The organism is Pseudomonas sp. B20(2017), assembly GCF_002113125.1.
Classification (GTDB): Bacteria; Pseudomonadota; Gammaproteobacteria; order Pseudomonadales; family Pseudomonadaceae; genus Aquipseudomonas.
Genome location: NZ_NEJP01000005.1, coordinates 155,823 through 172,702 on the forward strand (window position 1 = coordinate 155,823; position 16,880 = coordinate 172,702).

At 60.1% G+C, this 16,880-nt stretch carries 20 protein-coding genes; 1 reads left to right on the forward strand and 19 read right to left on the reverse strand.

Annotated features, from left to right (window positions below; genetic code table 11):
- Nucleotides 1–88: 88 nt before the first annotated feature.
- The 18 genes from bamB to trmJ form a co-directional block, all read right to left on the reverse strand.
- Complete coding sequence (gene bamB / locus CAF63_RS09240) at nt 89–1,240, reverse strand: outer membrane protein assembly factor BamB (protein ID WP_039765728.1); 1,152 nt, start codon at nt 1,238–1,240, stop codon at nt 89–91.
- A complete protein-coding gene (locus CAF63_RS09245) occupies nt 1,233–1,874 on the reverse strand; it encodes a tetratricopeptide repeat protein (protein WP_011335807.1) in 642 nt (213 codons plus the stop codon). The genes bamB and CAF63_RS09245 overlap by 8 nt, the downstream gene beginning before the upstream one ends.
- A 41-nt stretch (nt 1,875–1,915) precedes the next feature.
- On the reverse strand, nt 1,916–3,205 hold the full coding sequence (gene hisS, locus CAF63_RS09250) for a histidine--tRNA ligase (RefSeq protein WP_064383908.1): 1,290 nt from the start codon (nt 3,203–3,205) through the stop codon (nt 1,916–1,918).
- A 22-nt stretch (nt 3,206–3,227) separates the two neighbouring features.
- Nucleotides 3,228–4,337: a flavodoxin-dependent (E)-4-hydroxy-3-methylbut-2-enyl-diphosphate synthase gene (gene ispG / locus CAF63_RS09255; protein ID WP_007956680.1), complete on the reverse strand. Its 1,110-nt coding sequence runs from the start codon at nt 4,335–4,337 to the stop codon at nt 3,228–3,230.
- A 3-nt stretch (nt 4,338–4,340) separates the two neighbouring features.
- The gene (locus tag CAF63_RS09260) at nt 4,341–5,399 is read right to left on the reverse strand and encodes a RodZ domain-containing protein (RefSeq protein ID WP_085684612.1); all 1,059 of its coding nucleotides are present in this window, start codon (nt 5,397–5,399) and stop codon (nt 4,341–4,343) included.
- Complete coding sequence (pilW, locus tag CAF63_RS09265; RefSeq protein WP_085684614.1) at nt 5,399–6,157, reverse strand: type IV pilus biogenesis/stability protein PilW; 759 nt, start codon at nt 6,155–6,157, stop codon at nt 5,399–5,401. The genes CAF63_RS09260 and pilW overlap by 1 nt, the downstream gene beginning before the upstream one ends.
- A gap of 12 nt (nt 6,158–6,169) precedes the next feature.
- On the reverse strand, nt 6,170–7,318 hold the full coding sequence (rlmN, locus tag CAF63_RS09270; protein ID WP_085684616.1) for a 23S rRNA (adenine(2503)-C(2))-methyltransferase RlmN: 1,149 nt from the start codon (nt 7,316–7,318) through the stop codon (nt 6,170–6,172).
- A 29-nt stretch (nt 7,319–7,347) separates the two neighbouring features.
- Nucleotides 7,348–7,773 carry a nucleoside-diphosphate kinase gene (ndk, locus tag CAF63_RS09275; protein WP_039765715.1) on the reverse strand — a complete coding sequence of 142 codons (426 nt, stop codon included), beginning with the start codon at nt 7,771–7,773 and terminating at the stop codon, nt 7,348–7,350.
- 88 nt (nt 7,774–7,861) lie between these two features.
- Nucleotides 7,862–8,062: a Fe-S cluster assembly protein IscX gene (iscX, locus tag CAF63_RS09280; RefSeq protein ID WP_085684618.1), complete on the reverse strand. Its 201-nt coding sequence runs from the start codon at nt 8,060–8,062 to the stop codon at nt 7,862–7,864.
- A gap of 14 nt (nt 8,063–8,076) precedes the next feature.
- On the reverse strand, nt 8,077–8,418 hold the full coding sequence (gene fdx, locus CAF63_RS09285; protein WP_007956685.1) for an ISC system 2Fe-2S type ferredoxin: 342 nt from the start codon (nt 8,416–8,418) through the stop codon (nt 8,077–8,079).
- Nucleotides 8,418–10,283: a Fe-S protein assembly chaperone HscA gene (hscA, locus tag CAF63_RS09290; RefSeq protein ID WP_085684620.1), complete on the reverse strand. Its 1,866-nt coding sequence runs from the start codon at nt 10,281–10,283 to the stop codon at nt 8,418–8,420. The genes fdx and hscA overlap by 1 nt, the downstream gene beginning before the upstream one ends.
- Before the next feature lie 51 nt (nt 10,284–10,334).
- The gene (gene hscB / locus CAF63_RS09295; protein WP_085684622.1) at nt 10,335–10,856 is read right to left on the reverse strand and encodes a co-chaperone HscB; all 522 of its coding nucleotides are present in this window, start codon (nt 10,854–10,856) and stop codon (nt 10,335–10,337) included.
- 8 nt (nt 10,857–10,864) lie between these two features.
- Nucleotides 10,865–11,188 carry an iron-sulfur cluster assembly protein IscA gene (gene iscA / locus CAF63_RS09300; RefSeq protein ID WP_003227904.1) on the reverse strand — a complete coding sequence of 108 codons (324 nt, stop codon included), beginning with the start codon at nt 11,186–11,188 and terminating at the stop codon, nt 10,865–10,867.
- A 34-nt stretch (nt 11,189–11,222) separates the two neighbouring features.
- Nucleotides 11,223–11,609, reverse strand: coding sequence for a Fe-S cluster assembly scaffold IscU (iscU, locus tag CAF63_RS09305; RefSeq protein WP_003227907.1), 387 nt, complete (start codon nt 11,607–11,609; stop codon nt 11,223–11,225).
- Nucleotides 11,610–11,710: 101 nt separating this feature from the next.
- The gene (locus CAF63_RS09310) at nt 11,711–12,925 is read right to left on the reverse strand and encodes an IscS subfamily cysteine desulfurase (RefSeq protein ID WP_007956689.1); all 1,215 of its coding nucleotides are present in this window, start codon (nt 12,923–12,925) and stop codon (nt 11,711–11,713) included.
- Between the two features lie 50 nt (nt 12,926–12,975).
- A complete protein-coding gene (gene iscR / locus CAF63_RS09315) occupies nt 12,976–13,467 on the reverse strand; it encodes a Fe-S cluster assembly transcriptional regulator IscR (protein WP_007956690.1) in 492 nt (163 codons plus the stop codon).
- A 168-nt stretch (nt 13,468–13,635) separates the two neighbouring features.
- The gene (gene cysE / locus CAF63_RS09320; RefSeq protein ID WP_007956691.1) at nt 13,636–14,412 is read right to left on the reverse strand and encodes a serine O-acetyltransferase; all 777 of its coding nucleotides are present in this window, start codon (nt 14,410–14,412) and stop codon (nt 13,636–13,638) included.
- A 2-nt stretch (nt 14,413–14,414) separates the two neighbouring features.
- On the reverse strand, nt 14,415–15,185 hold the full coding sequence (trmJ, locus tag CAF63_RS09325) for a tRNA (cytosine(32)/uridine(32)-2'-O)-methyltransferase TrmJ (RefSeq protein WP_085684624.1): 771 nt from the start codon (nt 15,183–15,185) through the stop codon (nt 14,415–14,417).
- Nucleotides 15,186–15,330: 145 nt separating this feature from the next.
- On the opposite strand from trmJ, the gene suhB reads away from it, so the two are divergent.
- Nucleotides 15,331–16,149 carry an inositol-phosphate phosphatase gene (suhB, locus tag CAF63_RS09330; RefSeq protein ID WP_007941397.1) on the forward strand — a complete coding sequence of 273 codons (819 nt, stop codon included), beginning with the start codon at nt 15,331–15,333 and terminating at the stop codon, nt 16,147–16,149.
- Between the two features lie 96 nt (nt 16,150–16,245).
- On the opposite strand, the gene CAF63_RS09335 is transcribed toward suhB, so the two are convergent.
- Nucleotides 16,246–16,794, reverse strand: a complete 549-nt coding sequence (locus CAF63_RS09335; protein WP_007956693.1) for a glycine zipper 2TM domain-containing protein — start codon at nt 16,792–16,794, stop codon at nt 16,246–16,248.
- Between the last annotated feature and the right edge of the window lie 86 nt (nt 16,795–16,880).

A 16,880-nucleotide genomic window follows, 5' to 3' on the forward strand; every position in this document is an offset into this window, starting at 1 on the left:
CAGCGGCTGGTGCTCGGGGCAACACCCGTGAGTGCTGCAAACCCTGCAGAAGCAAGGCCGCCTGGGGAATTAACCCCAAGCATAGTTGTTACTTGATGGTCAGGGCTTCCAGTTTGCCGCTGTTGCCATACACATAAATCGTGTCACCCACCACCAGCGGACGGGCACGCAGGCCGTCGCTGTCGATGCGCTCGCGGCCAACGAAACGACCGTCCACCTGACTCAGCAGGTGCAGGTAACCTTCCAGGTCACCGACTGCAACGTAGCTGGAGAACACTTCCGGCGCCGACAGTTGACGACGGGCCAGCGAGTCGTTGCTCCACAGTGCTGTGGTGGAACGCTCGTCGACGCCTTCAACGGTGCCTGACGACAGGCTTACGTAGACGTTGCCGAAACCCTGGGCAACACCGGCATAGCTCGAAGCGTCGCGCTGCCAGAGTTGACGGCCGCTTTCCAGATCCAGTGCCGCAACGCGACCCTGATAGCTGGCAACGTACAGGGTGCCGCCGGACAGCAGCAGACCGCCGTCGATGTCGACCACGCGCTCCAGTTCCGAACGACCTTGTGGAATCGCGATCCGCTGTTCCCAGACCGGCACGCCGTTGGAAATGTCGAGAGCGACCACTTTACCGGTCGACAGGCCAGCCACCGCGAGGCGGTTGGTGACGATCGGTGCGCTGGTGCCGCGCAGGGTCAGCACGGCCGGCGTGCTGTCATACACCCAACGCTGATTGCCGGTGGACGCGTCCAGACCGATCAGACGATCGTCCTGGGTCTGCACCACCACCACGTCACCGTTGTTGGCCGGTGGCGCGAGGACTTCGCTGTTGACGCGCGAGCGCCACTTCTCTTCACCGTTGATGGCGTCGAGGGCAACGACTTCACCGCGCAGGGTGCCGACCATGACCAGACCGTAACCCACGCCAACGGCGCCGGACACAGGCAGTTCAAGGTCTTTCTTCCATTTCACGTCGCCGTTGCCACGATCCAGGCCCATCACGATACCGGTCACGTCGGCCGCATAGATGGTGTCACCGTCGATCGCCGGCACCAGCATGTTGTACGTTTCGCCCTGACCGTCACCGATCGAACGGCTCCATTGCTTGTGCAGGACCACTTCTTCTTTGAAGTCGGTCAGCTCGGCCGGTGGCAGTTCTTTTTTGCTGTTGCTGCTGCAACCCGCGGCCAGAATGGCCAGAGCCAGCAATGCTGCATGCTTCCAACGGATCACGTCACGCATCCCCTTTGGCCAGGTCGTCCAGCTTGATTTGAAGGCCACCGACCGCCGCTTCATCCGACAGTGCCGCCTTGGCTTTTTGATACGCCGCGTTCGCTTCGTCGGTACGGCCCAGCTGTACCAGCAGGTCGCCCTTGAGTTCTTCGCGAGTGGCCAGGAACGACTTGTCGGCATCGCCTTCGAGCAGTTTCAGGGCTTCATCGGCCTTGTTCTGTGCGCCCAGTACCTGCGCCAGACGCTGACGGGCGATTTCGCCCAGCGCCGGGTTGGCCGGTTTGGCAACGATGGCCTTGAGTTCGGTCGCCGCGTCGTCCAGCTTGCCACTGTCGACCGCTACCTTGGCCACGAACAGGCTGCCGTACTGCGCGTAGGCAGAACCGCCGAATTCGCTGTTGAGCTTGCCGGCCAGATCCGCAACGCGCGCGGCGTCAGGCTTGCCGTCCGGGGTCAGCGTGGTTTCCAGCAATTGCTGATAGAGCACCGAGGCGCCTTGCGACTGGTTGCTCTGATACTTGTGATATGCCTGCCAGCCGAACACGATGACCAGCGCCAACAGGCCGCCGGTGACCAGAGGTTTGCCGTTGCGTGTCCACCAGTCCTTCAAATCCGCCAACTGTTCGTCTTCGGTACTCGACACCCCAATACTCCTTAATCGCTAAATCGGCTGTTTAGACAGCTTCAACCCTGCACGACGCAGGTGGCCAGGTGTGCAGCGAGCGCATCCCAGGCAATGCTTTGTTGTTCGCCCTGGCCACGCAGGGGTTTGAAACCTACCACTTGCTGGGCCATTTCGTCGTCACCGAGGATCAGTGCGTACAGCGCACCGCTCTTGTCGGCTTTCTTGAACTGGCTCTTGAAGCTGCCGGCGCCAGCATTGACTTGCAGGCGCAGGTTGGGCAGTTGGTCGCGTACACGCTCGGCCAGGGCCAGACCGGCCAGCTCCGCTTCTTCGCCGAAGGCGCAGAGATAGACGTCGACCTGACGGGAGATTTCTTCCGGGATCTGCTCCAGGGTTTCCAGCAGCAGCACCAGACGCTCGATGCCCATGGCGAAACCGACGCCCGGGGTCGGCTTGCCGCCCATCTGCTCGACCAGACCGTCATAGCGCCCACCCGCGCAGACGGTGCCCTGGGCGCCGAGCTTGTCGGTGACCCATTCGAATACGGTTTTGCTGTAGTAATCCAGACCACGCACCAGCTTCGGGTTCAGCACGTAAGGAATGCCGACGGCATCCAGACGGGCCTTCAGGCCTTCGAAGTGGGCACGGGATTCGTCATCCAGGTAGTCGGCCATTTTCGGCGCATCGACCAGCACGGCCTGGGTGTCGGCATTTTTGGTGTCGAGCACGCGCAGCGGGTTGGTTTTCAAGCGACGCTGGCTGTCTTCGTCCAGTTTGTCGTGGTGCGCCGAGAGGTACTCGACCAGCGCTTCACGATAACGGCCACGGGATTCGCTGGTACCCAGACTGTTGAGTTCGAGCTTGACCGCATCGCGGATGCCCAGCTCGCCCCACAGGCGCCAGGTCATGATGATCAGCTCGGCGTCGATGTCCGGACCGTCGAGGTTGAACACCTCCAGACCGATCTGGTGGAACTGGCGATAACGGCCCTTCTGTGGACGCTCGTGACGGAACATCGGGCCGATGTACCAGAGTTTCTGCACCTGGCCACCGCCGGTGATGCCGTGCTCGAGCACCGCACGCACGCACGCGGCCGTGCCTTCCGGACGCAGGGTCAGGGAGTCGCCGTTGCGGTCTTCGAAGGTGTACATCTCTTTTTCGACGATGTCGGTCACTTCACCGATCGAGCGCTTGAACAGCTCGGTGAACTCGACGATCGGCATGCGGATCTGCTTGTAACCGTAGTTATCCAGCAGACGCGAAACGGTGCCTTCGAAATAACGCCATACCGGCGTCTGTTCCGGCAGGATGTCGTTCATGCCACGAATGGCTTGCAGAGACTTGCTCACAGAAATTCCTTAATTCGTTCGATCAGCCGCGCGCGATAACCGCTGCGTCAGCTTCGACCTTCTCGGCCGCTTTCTCGCGGATCAGCTTTTCCAGCTCGTCCACCAGATTGTCATTCGTCAGTTTCTGCGACGGCTTGCCGTCGATGTAAATCAGGTTTGGCGTGCCGCCGGTCAAGCCGATATGGGCTTCCTTGGCTTCGCCGGGGCCGTTGACCACGCAACCGATCACCGCGACATCCAGCGGCACCAGCAGGTCTTCAAGGCGCCCTTCCAGCTCGTTCATGGTCTTGACCACATCGAAGTTCTGCCGCGAGCAGCTCGGGCAGGCGATGAAGTTGATGCCACGGGAACGCAGATGCAAAGACTTGAGAATGTCGTAACCGACCTTCACTTCCTCGACCGGGTCGGCTGCCAGCGAGATGCGGATAGTATCGCCAATCCCCTCGGCGAGCAGCATACCTAGGCCCACGGCGGATTTCACTGTACCGGAGCGCAATCCACCGGCTTCGGTGATGCCCAGGTGCAGCGGCTGGACGATTTCCTTGGCCAGCAGACGGTAGGCTTCAACGGCCATGAACACGTCGGAAGCCTTCACGCTGACCTTGAAGTCCTGGAAATTCAGGCGTTCGAGGTGTTCGACGTGACGCAGGGCGGACTCGACCAACGCGGCCGGGGTCGGCTCGCCGTATTTCTTTTGCAGGTCTTTTTCCAGGGAACCGGCGTTGACGCCGATGCGGATCGGGATCCCGCGGTCACGGGCGGCATCGACCACCGCACGCACGCGGTCTTCGCGACCGATGTTGCCCGGGTTGATGCGCAGGCAGTCCACACCCAGCTCGGCCACGCGCAAAGCGATCTTGTAGTCGAAATGGATGTCGGCAACCAACGGCACCTTGACCAGTTGCTTGATCTTGCCGAACGCCTCGGCGGCGTCCATGTCCGGTACCGAAACGCGGACGATGTCGACGCCGGCGGCTTCCAGACGATTGATCTGTGCGACGGTGGCAGCGACGTCATTGGTGTCGCTGTTGGTCATGCTCTGCACAGCGATAGGGGCATCGCCGCCCACGGGCACGTTACCGACCCAGATCTTGCGCGATTCGCGACGTTTGATTGGAGATTCGCCGTGCATGACTTATTGACCCAACTTCAGGCGAGCGGTCTCGCCACTGGTGAACGGAGCGACATCGACCGGCTGGCCGTTGTAGCTGACCTGCGCGCCACGGGCCACGCCCAGACGCACGGCAAACGGAGGCTTGCCGACGACGGACAGGCTGTCGCCCTTACGCTTGAGGCCGCTGTACAGCACCTTGCCACTGCCATCGGTCACTTGAGTCCAGCAATCGGCGATGAACTGCACCTGAACCTGGCCTTGACCTGCCGCCGGAGCAACTGGCGCTGTCGGCGCGGGTGCGGCGGCGACCGGAGCTGCCGGTGCAGTGACGGTCGGAGCAGGCGTGGCCGGAGCGGCAGGTGCTGGAGTTGCTGGAGCAGCCACCACAGGCGCTGGCGTATGAGCCGGTGCAGCCGGAGTAGCGGCTGGCGCAGCAGGTGCCGGAGCAACCGGTGCGGTCGCTGGAGCGGCGGCCTCGGTCTCGGCGCCGGTCGATTCAACCGTGGTTTCCGATTGAGGCAGCGCCAGAGCGGTCGAACCCTCGGCTTCGCCTTCCGCGACGGCCTGGTCTTCCGGCTCGTCCAGCGGATGAATCTGGGTAGTACCGTCGGCGCCTTCGACTTCAACGTGCTCCGGCGCCAGGCCGATCAGGTCCTTGGTACGCAGCGAGGTCTGATCCTGCCACCAGACGAAACCGCCGCCGATGACCGCGATCAGCAGCAGCAGGCTGACGATACGCAAAATGGTGTGGGAAACCCGTACCGGCTCTTCAATGCGACCCAGCGCGTGGACGTTGCTGCCTTGAGAATCGGTGCCGGTGGACTGGTCGAATTGCTGGACCAGAACGGTCTGGTCCATGCCGAGCAATTTGGCATAGGCGCGAATGTAGCCTCGAGCGAAGGTATGCCCGGGCAACTTGTCGAATGCGCCGGCTTCAAGATTGCTCAGGGAAGTCACGGTGAGGTTGAGCTTGAGGGCCACTTCGGCCAGCGACCAACCATTGCTTTCGCGGGCCTGGCGCAGGGTCTCACCGGGGTTAACGCGATTCGCTGCTACAACTTCGGGATGCGCCGCTTTCATCATTGCTCCGACAGGTATTGCTGATATTCCGGCGTACCGGGATAGAGTCGTTTTAATTGCAGGCCCGCACTGGCGGCCTTGTCGCGATCTTCAAATACTTTTGCCAACCGAACGGCGAGCAACAGACTACGTGCATTTTGCTCGGAGAGCTGGCTGAAACGGTCGTAATAGTCACGCGCGGGCACATAATGCCTGTCTTCGAATGACAACTCAGCCATTTCCAGCAATGCCCGTGGCTGCTGACGGTTCAAACGCAGCGCTTTTTCCAGCTGCTGCTGCGCCACGTCGCGCTGACCAAGCTTCGCCGCCGTCATGCCGAGGTTCTCGAACACCCGCGAACGCTCAGGATACAGGGTATCGGCGGCCGCCTGTTCAAAACGCTCGTAGGCTTCCTTGTAACGCTGTTCTTCGTAGAGAAAACTGCCGTAGTTGTTGAGGATGCGCGCATCGGTGGGGCGAGAGGACAAGGCTTTGCGGAAGTGTTCGTCAGCCAGTTTTGGTTCCATTTCGGCCTGGAACACCAGCCCCAGCGCGGCGTTGGCGTCGGGATCCGACCCGTCCAGCTCCAGGGCCTTCTTCAGTGGAACCTTGGCCCGCTCGGTCATGCCCTGCTGCAAGTATCCCAGCCCCAACTGCACGTAGGCAGCCCGCGCTTCGTCACGGCCCTTGCTGGTCTTCATCGGGTTGTAATCGCCCGACAGGACACAACCAGCACACAGGCTGGTCAACAGCAACAGCAGCGCAAAGCGCAGGGACATAGAGATCCTCTCTTAGTTAGTGTTCGCGGCGTTCTGTGCCAGATCGCTGTCGGCGCTCAATTCACGCACGGCGATGTAACGTTCGCTGCGACGGGTGCGATCCAGCACCTGCCCTACCAATTGACCACAAGCCGCGTCGATGTCTTCACCACGAGTGGTGCGCACAGTGACGTTGAAACCGGCCTGGTGAAGCTGATCCTGGAACCGGCGGATGGCGTTGTTGCTCGGCCGCTCGTACCCGGAATGCGGGAACGGGTTGAACGGAATCAGGTTGATCTTGCACGGAATGTCCTTCAGCAACTCGATCATTTCCACGGCGTGCTCAAGTTTGTCGTTGACGTCCTTGAGCAAGGTGTACTCGATGGTCAGCACGCGCTTCTCGCCCAGTTCGGACATGTAGCGCTGGCACGACTCGAGCAGCATCTTAAGCGGATATTTCTTGTTGATCGGCACCAATTGGTTACGCAATGCGTCATTCGGTGCGTGCAGGGACAACGCCAGGGATACGTCGATGTGCTTGGCCAGCTCATCGATCATCGGCACCACACCCGACGTGGACAGGGTCACGCGGCGCTTGGAGATCCCGTAGCCCAGGTCATCCATCATCAGATGCATGGCGGCCACGACGTTGTCGAAGTTCAGCAGCGGTTCGCCCATGCCCATCATCACCACGTTGGTGATGGCGCGGTCGATGGTTGCCGGAACACTGCCGAAGGATTTGTTGGCAATCCACACCTGACCGATGACTTCGGCGGCGGTGAGGTTGCTGTTGAAGCCTTGCTTGCCGGTGGAGCAGAAACTGCAGTCCAGGGCACAGCCAGCCTGGGACGAAACGCACAAAGTGCCGCGTTTGCCCTGGGGAATATAAACGGTCTCGACGCAGCTGCCGGACGCCACGCGCACCACCCACTTGCGGGTGCCGTCGCTGGAAATGTCCTCGCTGACCACTTCGGGACCACGGACCTCAGCAACAGCCTTGAGCTTTTCGCGCAAGGCCTTGCTGACGTTCGTCATGGCGTCGAAATCATCGACGCCAAAGTGGTGAATCCATTTCATTACCTGACCGGCACGGAAACGCTTCTCCCCGATTGAGTCGAAGAATTTTTCCATTTCCGGCTGGGTCAGACCCAGCAGGTTGGTTTTAACAGTCGATGTAGTCATGGATTCACCTTCACTCTTTAAGCCAATGCTTAGCGAGTGGTTACTTCAGTAGCTGCGAAGAAGTAAGCGATTTCGCGAGCAGCAGCGGCTTCGGAGTCCGAACCGTGAACGGCGTTGGCGTCGATCGACTCAGCGAAGTCAGCACGGATGGTGCCTGGAGCAGCTTCTTTAGGGTTGGTCGCGCCCATCAGCTCACGGTTGCGAGCGATGGCGTTTTCGCCTTCCAGAACCTGAACAACAACAGGACCCGAAGTCATGAAGGCAACCAGGTCGCCGAAGAAACCACGAGCGCTGTGCTCAGCGTAGAAGCCTTCGGCTTCGGCTTTGGACAGTTGCTTCAGTTTCGAAGCTACAACGCGCAGGCCAGCGTCTTCGAAGCGAGTGGTGATCTTGCCGATCACGTTTTTAGCAACGGCGTCAGGCTTGATGATGGAGAAAGTACGTTGAACAGCCATGGTGTAACTCCAGAAACGGTAATTTGCGAAAAATTAAACCCGCGAATTATACGCGGGTTCTTGGGTATTGCCTAACCTGCGAGGACGATCAGTCTATTTCGTCATTCCAGAGCTGCTGAACCGCTTCCAACACCTTCTCACCGACACGGCCAGAGTTGTTGTCGAAGTCAGGCAGCTCCATGATCCATCGCTGCAGGTCGACGAAATTGACAGAAAACGGATCTACACCCGGCTTGGCTTCCGCCAGCTCTTCTGCAATACGTTGAACATCATTCCAACCGTAGCTCATGACAGTCTTACCAGTCAGTGCGGCGCTTCGGCCGCATGGTTAAGCGAATATTTCGGAATTTCGACGGTGATGTCTTCTTCACCGACGATCGCCTGACAAGCCAGGCGCGACTGGGCTTCCAGACCCCAGGCACGATCAAGGAAATCTTCCTCCAACTCGTCGGCTTCTTCCAGCGAGTCGAAACCCTCGCGAATGATGCAGTGACAAGTGGTGCAGGCGCAGACGCCGCCGCAGGCGCTTTCCATCTCGATATGGTGTTCGTGAGCCAGCTCGAGGATCGACGTGCCGGGTGCGGCGTCAACGACCATGCCTTCAGGGCAGAACTTCTCGTGTGGCAGAAAAATGACCTGCGGCATCAGATATCCTCGATTTCATTCAGATTGCGCCCGGACAGAGCGGCTTTCACCGTCTGATCCATACGACGGGCTGCAAAAGCATCGGTCACTTGCGACAGACGCTTGGTCTGCTGCTCGATGGCATAACCATCAGTGCCTTTCATCAGTTCGGTCAGTTCCTGCACCTGCAGATCGATGACCATGCGCTCTTCGGCGTCGAGCAAACGCTCGCCATCCGCCTCCAGAGCACCCTGCACCGCTTCGATCAGGCGCTGGGCATCGACTTGCTGCTCGCGAAGAACGCGGGCGATCTTGTCGTCATTGGCGTGCTGGAACGAATCTTTCAGCATCTTGGCGATTTCGCCGTCGGTCAGACCGTAGGACGGCTTGACCTGGATGCTCGCTTCAACGCCCGAACCCAGTTCACGGGCAGAAACGCTGAGCAGACCATCGGCATCGACCTGGAAGGTCACACGAATTTTCGCCGCACCGGCCACCATCGCCGGGATGCCGCGCAACTCGAAGCGAGCCAGAGAGCGGCAATCGCTGATCAGCTCACGCTCGCCCTGCAATACGTGGATCGCCATGGCCGACTGGCCGTCTTTATAGGTGGTGAAGTCTTGGGCGCGAGCGACGGGAATGGTGGTGTTGCGCGGAATCACCTTCTCCATCAGGCCGCCCATGGTTTCCAGCCCCAGGGACAGCGGAATCACGTCGAGCAGCAGCAGTTCGCCGCCATCGCGCTTGTTGCCGGCCAACGTATCGGCCTGGATCGCGGCACCGATGGCCACCACTTGATCCGGGTCGATTTCGGTAAGCGGCTGACGACCGAAAGCTTCGGCGACGGCTTCGCGAACACGTGGAACGCGGGTCGAACCACCGACCATGACCACGGCGTGCACATCTTCCAGCTCGACGCCGGAATCGCGCACGGCGCGGCGGCAGGCTTTCAGACTGCGGGCGACCATTGGCTCGATCAGCGCATCGAAGGCTTCGCGGGTCAGTTGTGCTTTCCAGTCACCGTAGGCAACTTCAACACTGTCGGCATCCGTCAGGGCTTCTTTGGCGGCGCAGGCAGCTTGCAGCAGGCTGCGCTGTGCGCCCGGATCGAGGTCGGCGGACAAGCCCGCGCTCTCGATGATCCAGCCGGCAATCGCGTGATCGAAGTCATCGCCACCTAGCGCGCTATCGCCGCCGGTTGCCAGGACTTCGAATACACCGCCAGTAAGGCGCAGAATCGAAATATCGAATGTACCGCCGCCCAGGTCGTAAATGGCGACCAGGCCTTCGGCATGCTGATCCAGACCGTACGCTACCGCCGCCGCAGTCGGCTCGTTGAGCAGACGCAACACGTTCAGACCGGCGAGTTTCGCCGCGTCCTTCGTAGCCTGGCGCTGAGCATCGTCGAAGTACGCCGGAACGGTGATCACCGCGCCCACCAGCTCACCGCCAAGGGTAGCCTCAGCGCGCTGACGCAATACTTTCAGGATATCGGCGGAGACTTCGACCGGACTTTTCGGACCCTGCACGGTATCGATGAACGGCATGTGCGATTCGCCGCCGACAAAGCGGTACGGCAGCTGATCGCCCAATTGCTTGACGTCGGACAGACCACGACCCATCAGGCGCTTGACCGACAGCACAGTATTCAGGGGATCGGAGGACGCAGCCAGTTTGGCTGACTCGCCGACTTCGACGCGATCGGCGTGATAACGCACGGCGGAAGGCAGGATGACCCGCCCTTCAGCATCGGCCAGCGGCTCGGAAAGACCACTGCGCAACGCAGCGACCAGCGAATTGGTAGTACCCAAGTCGATCCCCACAGCCAGACGACGCTGGTGCGGTTGAGGACTTTGGCCGGGTTCGGCGATCTGCAGTAGGGCCATCGTGATCAGGACTTATCTGTATATCAGGCGTGCGACCGGAGCGGCACTGGGTTAATCGTCGAGGCGCTCTTCTAACTGGCGCACTTCGTAGGTGAGCTTGTCGAGGAACTGCATGCGCCGCATCAGGCGTTCGGCCTGCTCGCGTTGCGCTGCATCATCCCAACAGGCTGCGAAGCTTTCGCTGAGCTCTTCCTGGGCGGTTTTCAGGCGACGCTTGAACGCCGCGACACCGTCCAGATCGGCACTGTCCTGCAGATCTTCGAGCTCTTCGCGCCATTGCATCTGCTGCAGAAGAAACTCGGGATCGTGGACGGTGACTTCCATCGGCACTTCATGCCCACTGATGGTCAGCAGGTAGCGTGCACGCTGGGCCGGACTCTTGAGTGTCTGGTAGGCATCGTTGAGCCGAGCAGACTGCTCGAGCGCCGACCGCTGCTCGCGCTCGGAAGCATCGGCAAAGCGGTCAGGATGAACGGCGCGCGCCAGCTCGCGATAGCGCGTGGCCAACTGCTCAAGATCCAGACGGAAGCCCGGTTGCAGCTCGAATAAAGCAAAATGACAAGGAATACCCACGACAAGCCTCAGATGTTGAAGCTTTCGCCGCAGCCACATTCACCGCGTACGTTGGGGTTGTTGAACTTGAAGCCTTCGTTCAACCCTTCCTTGACGAAGTCGAGCTCGGTGCCGTCGAGGTAGGCCAGGCTTTTCGGGTCGATGATCACCTTCTCGCCGTGACTTTCGAACACCTGATCTTCTGCAACCACCTCGTCGACAAACTCCAGCACGTAGGCAAGGCCGGAACAGCCTGTGGTGCGAACACCCAGACGAATCCCTTCACCCTTGCCGCGCCCGTCGAGGGAGCGTCGCACGTGTCGAGCAGCCGCTTCTGTCATGCTGATAGCCATCGTTGACTCCTTACTCGTCGCCAAATCTTGAAAGTCAGATCAAGCCTTTCTTCTGCTTGTAATCGCGAACGGCCGCCTTGATGGCGTCTTCAGCGAGAACCGAGCAGTGAATTTTCACTGGCGGCAGGGCCAGTTCTTCGGCCAGCTGAGTGTTCTTGATGGTTTCAGCTTCGTCCAGGGTCTTGCCCTTCATCCACTCGGTAGCGAGGGAGCTGGAGGCGATAGCCGAACCGCAGCCGTAGGTCTTGAACTTGGCGTCTTCGATAACGCCCTGATCGTTGACCTTGATTTGCAGACGCATCACGTCGCCGCACGCCGGAGCGCCGACCATGCCGGTGCCGACATCCGGATCTTCGGCATTCATCTTGCCGACGTTACGCGGGTTTTCGTAGTGGTCGATGACCTTTTCGCTGTAAGCCATGATTCTCAATCCTCACTCATCAGGGCCGCTCTTGAGACCCTGCAACTGCGCTGCGTAAACCGCCGCGTCGCTACAGGATCTGTATCCGGCGGCTTCTATATTTAGTGTGCCGCCCACTCGATCTTCGAGATATCGACGCCGTCTTTGTACATGTCCCACAGCGGCGACAGAGCGCGCAGTTTGGTAACGGCCTCGCAGACTTTCTGCGCGGCGTAGTCGATTTCTTCTTCGGTGGTGAAACGGCCGAAGGTGAAGCGGATCGAGCTGTGTGCCAGTTCGTCGTTGCGGCCCAGGGCGCGCAGTACGTACGAAGGCTCCAGCGACGCCGAGGTGCAGGCCGAACCGGACGATACCGCCAGATCCTTGAGCGCCATGATCAGCGACTCGCCTTCAACGTAGTTGAAGCTCAGGTTCAGGTTGTGCGGAACGCGGGCGGTCAGGCTGCCGTTGACGTACAGCTCTTCCAGGTGCTCGACCTGCTTGTAGAAGCGGTCGCTCAACGCCTTGATACGGACGTTTTCGGCAGCCATGTCTTCCTTTGCCACACGGAACGCTTCGCCCATGCCGACGATCTGGTGGGTAGCCAGGGTGCCGGAACGCATGCCGCGTTCGTGACCGCCACCGTGCATGGTCGCTTCGATGCGCACACGCGGCTTGCGGCTGACGTACAGCGCGCCGATGCCTTTAGGGCCGTAGGTCTTGTGGGCGGAGAACGACATCATGTCGACTTTCAGTTTCTGCAGGTCGATTTCGACCTTGCCGGTGGACTGAGCAGCGTCGACGTGGAACAGAATACCCTTCGAACGAAGCAGCTCGCCGATGGCGGCGATGTCATTGACGGTGCCGATTTCGTTGTTCACGTGCATTACCGACACCAGGATGGTGTCTTCGCGCAGCGCGGCTTCGATCATGGCCGGGGTGATCAGGCCATCTTCGGTCGGATCGAGGTAGGTGACTTCGAAACCTTCACGCTCCAGTTGGCGCATGGTGTCGAGGACGGCCTTGTGTTCGATCTTGGAGGTAATCAGGTGTTTGCCCTTGGAGGCATAGAAATGTGCCGCACCCTTGATTGCCAGGTTGTCGGACTCGGTGGCACCGGAGGTCCAGACGATTTCACGCGGGTCGGCGTTGACCAGATCGGCCACCTGACGACGGGCGTTTTCGACGGACTCTTCGGCTTTCCAGCCGAACACGTGGGAACGGGACGCCGGGTTACCGAAGTTTCCGTCGACCAGCAGGCATTCACTCATTTTTTGCGCAACGCGCGGATCGACCGGGGTGGTCGCAGAGTAATCAAGGTAAATCGGCAATTTCATGGACTATCTCCTAAATCAGGCTGGCTGGCGTGCCGCTAGCTCTCTGGCTGTCATTCGACGGCGGACGCTTCAATCTTGTCCAGGCGCGGCGCCTTGCCATTGCAACGACGCTGATCCTGACGCTGGGCCACTTCCTGCACCTCACGGCGAGTTACGAGGTCGGCCAAGCTGATACCGCTGAGAAATTCGTGAATCTGCAGGCTCAGGTCGCACCACAGGTGATGGGTCAGGCAGGTGTCACCGGAGTGGCAGTCGCCCTGGCCCTGGCATTTTGTTGCATCGACCGATTCGTTCACCGCATCGATCACCTGAGCCACCTGGATGCCCTGCATGTCGCGGGACAACTGGTAGCCACCGCCCGGCCCGCGAACACTGGAAACCAGGTTGCTGCGGCGCAGCTTGGCGAAAAGCTGTTCGAGATAGGACAGGGAGATGCCTTGGCGCTCGGAGATATCGGCCAGGGACACCGGCCCGTGTTGCGCGTGCAACGCCAGGTCAAGCATGGCGGTCACGGCGTATCGGCCTTTTGTAGTCAGTCGCATGGACAATTACCACGGAGTTCGGAATGGGCGGGAGTATGCAATTCCCGAGCATTTAAGTCAACTATAAGACCTAGTGCTTTAGTCGGGTTTACCCGCAAAAGAGCGCGCGAATGATAGCAGGGTCTGCGGCCTAATGGCACACCGGTCGACAGCAGCCCTGCAAGTGCGTCAGTGGAGCTTGGATTCGTCCTTGCCCTTGACGCAGGCGAAGTCTTCTTCACGCAGCTCGGGCAGATCTTTCGCACAGTAATTGCTGCCCAGATCCTTCAGCGCGCCGCACATTCCTTCCAGACGCCCGTCCACCGCTTGCAGGTGATCGAGCAACTGGCCGATGGCACGCGCCACCGGATCGGGCATGTCTTCACTGACGCCGTAGGCGTCGAAGCCGATCTTCTCGGCCATCGCCTTGCGCTTGGCGTCGGCCTCGTCATCGGACTTGACGATGATCCGGCCCGGAATCCCCACCACAGTGGCGCCCGGAGGCACTTCCTTGGTGACCACAGCATTGGAACCGACCTTGGCGCCGGCACCAACGGTAAACGGGCCAAGCACCTTTGCGCCTGCCCCTACCACAACGCCATCACCGAGCGTCGGGTGACGCTTGCCCTTGTTCCAGCTGGTACCACCCAGGGTCACACCCTGATAGATCGTCACGTCGTCGCCGATTTCAGCGGTTTCGCCGATCACGATGCCCATACCGTGGTCGATGAAAAAGCGCCGACCGACCTTGGCGCCCGGATGGATCTCGATTCCGGTCAGCCAGCGACCGAAGTTCGACACCAGCCGCGCCAGCCATTTCAGATCGTTGCGCCAGAGCATGCCGGCCAGTCGATGAATCCAGATTGCATGCATGCCGGGATAGCAGGTCAGGACTTCAAAAGCGTTACGCGCCGCCGGGTCTCGGTGGAATACGCTCTGGATATCTTCACGCAAACGCTCGAACATCATTAATCCTTCCGCTTAAGGAGCTCGCCACGGGCCGCTTTCTGGGTTTCCGTGAGGATGCCACGCAAAATATTCATTTCCGCCCGGCTGACCGAGCTGCGTCCGTACAACCGGCGCAGGCGCGCCATCAAGTGCCGCGGTTTTTCCGGATCGAGGAATTCGATGGCCACCAGAGTCTGCTCCAGGTGCTCATAAAACCGCTCCAGCTCATCCATGGTCGCAAGCTCTGCGCTTTTCACGGAGGCCACTTCTTCCTTCTCGATCTTGGTCGGCTGGCCCTGCGCAGCCAGCCACGCCATGCGCACTTCATAACTCAACACCTGCACCGCCGCCCCGAGGTTCAGCGAGCTGAATTCAGGATCGGAGGGAATGTGCACGTGATAGTGACATCGCTGCAGCTCGTCATTGGTCAGGCCGGAATCTTCACGACCGAACACCAGCGCGATTTCCGCGCCCTGCCCCGCCTCCTCGACCACTTTGGTCCCGCACTCGCGCGGATCCAGCAATGGCCAGGGAATGCGCCGGTCACGGGCGCTGGTACCGAGCACCAGATTGCAACCGACCAAGGCGTCTTCCAAGGTGGCGACGACTTGTGCGCTTTCAAGGATGTCACCGGCACCGGAAGCGCGGGCATCGGCTTCGTGATGCGGAAAGACTCGCGGATCAACCAGCACCAACCGCGACAGGCCCATGTTTTTCATGGCGCGCGCGGTCCCGCCGATGTTTCCCGGATGGCTGGTATTGACCAGGACGACACGAATATTTTGCAGCACGGCGGGCGCTCTCGGACTCGGCAAAGGGGTGCAAATCTTACAGAACAGCCTACCGTTAAGCTATGAAAGCGAACAGCGACCTTCACCTGAAGAAAAGTTCTGATAGAATGCGCGGCTTTCTTTAACAACCTTAGGTGACACATCCATGCAGCCCATGCTGAATATCGCGCTGCGCGCCGCCCGCAGCGCCAGTGAACTGATCTTCCGCTCCATCGAGCGCCTGGATACCATCAAGGTCGACGAAAAAGACGCCAAGGATTACGTATCCGAGGTCGATCGCGCCGCCGAACAGAAAATCATCGACGCCCTGCGCAAGGCTTACCCGAATCACTCGATCATGGGTGAAGAGACCGGCCTGCACGCCGGCACCGGCATCGAAGGCGAAGAATACCTGTGGATCATCGATCCGCTGGACGGCACCACCAACTTCCTGCGCGGCATTCCTCACTTCGCTGTCAGCATTGCCTGCAAATACCGTGGTCGCCTGGAACACGCCGTTGTTCTGGATCCGGTTCGCCAGGAAGAATTCACCGCCAGCCGTGGTCGCGGCGCTCAACTGAACGGTCGTCGCCTGCGCGTCAGCGGTCGCACCAGCCTGGACGGCGCTCTGCTCGGTACCGGTTTCCCGTTCCGTGACGACCAGATGGACAACCTCGACAACTACCTGGGCATGTTCCGCGCTCTGGTTGGCCAGACTGCCGGCATTCGCCGCGCCGGTTCGGCAAGTCTGGACCTGGCTTACGTGGCCGCCGGCCGTTTCGACGCGTTCTGGGAGTCGGGTCTGTCCGAGTGGGACATGGCCGCTGGCGCCCTGCTGATTCAGGAAGCAGGCGGCCTGGTGAGCGACTTCACCGGCGGTCACGACTTCCTTGAAAAAGGCCACGTTGTTGCCGGCAACACCAAATGCTTCAAGGCAGTTCTGACGGCGATCCAGCCGCACCTGCCGGCCTCGCTGAAGCGCTAAGCGTTTCGCGAAACCAAAAAAACACCCTTCGGGGTGTTTTTTTATGGGCATGAAAAAGCACCCCGAAGGGTGCTTTTCTTATAAGCCATCAACCAGTTACTGGCCCGGCTCGTTCTGTGACAGGATCAGCTTGCCTTCCTTGTCGACCGGAATCTGATTGCCCGGATCACGATCCATCCGCACCTTGCCTTCCTTGCCGTCCAGCGAATACCGGACGTCATAGCCCACGACCTTGTCGCTGATGTCATTCACGGTGTTGCAGCGAGTCTGAGTCGTGGTGTAGGTATCACGCTCCTGCATACCCTCCTGAACCTTGTTACCGGCGTAACCACCACCGACCGCACCGGCCACCGTGGCAATCTTCTTGCCGGTGCCACCGCCAATCTGGTTACCCAGCAGACCACCTGCCAGCGCACCGACCACGGTGCCGGCGATCTGGTGTTGATCTTTCACCGGCGCCTGCCGGGTCACTGTCACATCCTTGCACACTTCACGTGGAGTCTTGATTTGTGTTTTGACCGGTTCTACGGCCAGCACTTGCGCATACTCAGGGCCGCTTTTAACCAGGCTGTAGGTGGCAACAGCACCCCCGGCAGTCACACCGACAGCACCCAATACCGCACCAACCAGCAACGACTTGTTCACATGAACCTCCTGACCATCACATGCGGGACGCGCCCGCGCTTCTCCCAGCCTTGGAGCAAAAAAAAAGACGCGAGTTCAACTCGCGT

What these genes read in the sequence shown, in the direction of transcription:
- bamB (WP_039765728.1), bottom strand. Translation starts at nt 1,240, where the DNA reads ATGCGTGACGTGATCCGTTGGAAGCATGCAGCATTGCTGGCTCTGGCC.
- ispG (WP_007956680.1), bottom strand. Translation starts at nt 4,337, where the DNA reads ATGCACGGCGAATCTCCAATCAAACGTCGCGAATCGCGCAAGATCTGG.
- CAF63_RS09260 (WP_085684612.1), bottom strand. Translation starts at nt 5,399, where the DNA reads ATGAAAGCGGCGCATCCCGAAGTTGTAGCAGCGAATCGCGTTAACCCC.
- pilW (WP_085684614.1), bottom strand. Translation starts at nt 6,157, where the DNA reads ATGTCCCTGCGCTTTGCGCTGCTGTTGCTGTTGACCAGCCTGTGTGCT.
- rlmN (WP_085684616.1), bottom strand. Translation starts at nt 7,318, where the DNA reads ATGACTACATCGACTGTTAAAACCAACCTGCTGGGTCTGACCCAGCCG.
- ndk (WP_039765715.1), bottom strand. Translation starts at nt 7,773, where the DNA reads ATGGCTGTTCAACGTACTTTCTCCATCATCAAGCCTGACGCCGTTGCT.
- iscX (WP_085684618.1), bottom strand. Translation starts at nt 8,062, where the DNA reads ATGAGCTACGGTTGGAATGATGTTCAACGTATTGCAGAAGAGCTGGCG.
- fdx (WP_007956685.1), bottom strand. Translation starts at nt 8,418, where the DNA reads ATGCCGCAGGTCATTTTTCTGCCACACGAGAAGTTCTGCCCTGAAGGC.
- hscA (WP_085684620.1), bottom strand. Translation starts at nt 10,283, where the DNA reads ATGGCCCTACTGCAGATCGCCGAACCCGGCCAAAGTCCTCAACCGCAC.
- iscA (WP_003227904.1), bottom strand. Translation starts at nt 11,188, where the DNA reads ATGGCTATCAGCATGACAGAAGCGGCTGCTCGACACGTGCGACGCTCC.
- iscU (WP_003227907.1), bottom strand. Translation starts at nt 11,609, where the DNA reads ATGGCTTACAGCGAAAAGGTCATCGACCACTACGAAAACCCGCGTAAC.
- CAF63_RS09310 (WP_007956689.1), bottom strand. Translation starts at nt 12,925, where the DNA reads ATGAAATTGCCGATTTACCTTGATTACTCTGCGACCACCCCGGTCGAT.
- iscR (WP_007956690.1), bottom strand. Translation starts at nt 13,467, where the DNA reads ATGCGACTGACTACAAAAGGCCGATACGCCGTGACCGCCATGCTTGAC.
- cysE (WP_007956691.1), bottom strand. Translation starts at nt 14,412, where the DNA reads ATGTTCGAGCGTTTGCGTGAAGATATCCAGAGCGTATTCCACCGAGAC.
- suhB (WP_007941397.1), top strand. Translation starts at nt 15,331, where the DNA reads ATGCAGCCCATGCTGAATATCGCGCTGCGCGCCGCCCGCAGCGCCAGT.